The sequence below is a fragment of the Methyloparacoccus murrellii genome, from assembly GCF_054657115.1.
Window position 1 is genome coordinate 1 of sequence record NZ_BAAHXD010000132.1, and the last position, 367, is coordinate 367.

A 367-nucleotide genomic window follows, 5' to 3' on the forward strand; every position below is an offset into this window, starting at 1 on the left:
GAACCGGGGTCTCGCCCAACTCGATGCCGGCAAAGCGGCGCATGGATTCGATCTCATATAGGGCATCCTCAGCCCCTGGGTCAGACAGATCGAACCACTGCTGCAAACAGTGAATCCGCAGCATCATGCTCAACGGCATCGGCTGACGCCCTGGCTGACCTGGTTTCGGATAGAACGGTTCGACCACGGCCAACAACGCGTCCCACGGCACCACCTGCTCCATCTCCAGCAGAAAGCGCTCCCGACGGGTTTGCTTCTTCTTGAGGTCATAGCTGAGCGAGGCAAAGGTGAGCTGTTTCATGGGGTCATCCGAAGGGGCAGTAATCGGTGGGCGCTATCCTACCGCAGGGAGTTGTTCAGAGGTTCC

Annotated in this window: 1 protein-coding gene; it reads right to left on the reverse strand. The window is 58.9% G+C overall.

Features of this window, described 5'->3' with window-relative positions; all coding sequences use genetic code 11:
* Positions 1-301 (reverse strand): transposase (locus tag ACYQ1H_RS15600; protein WP_460028956.1); only part of this gene is annotated, 301 nt, incomplete at its 3' end.
* Positions 302-367 lie beyond the last annotated feature (66 nt).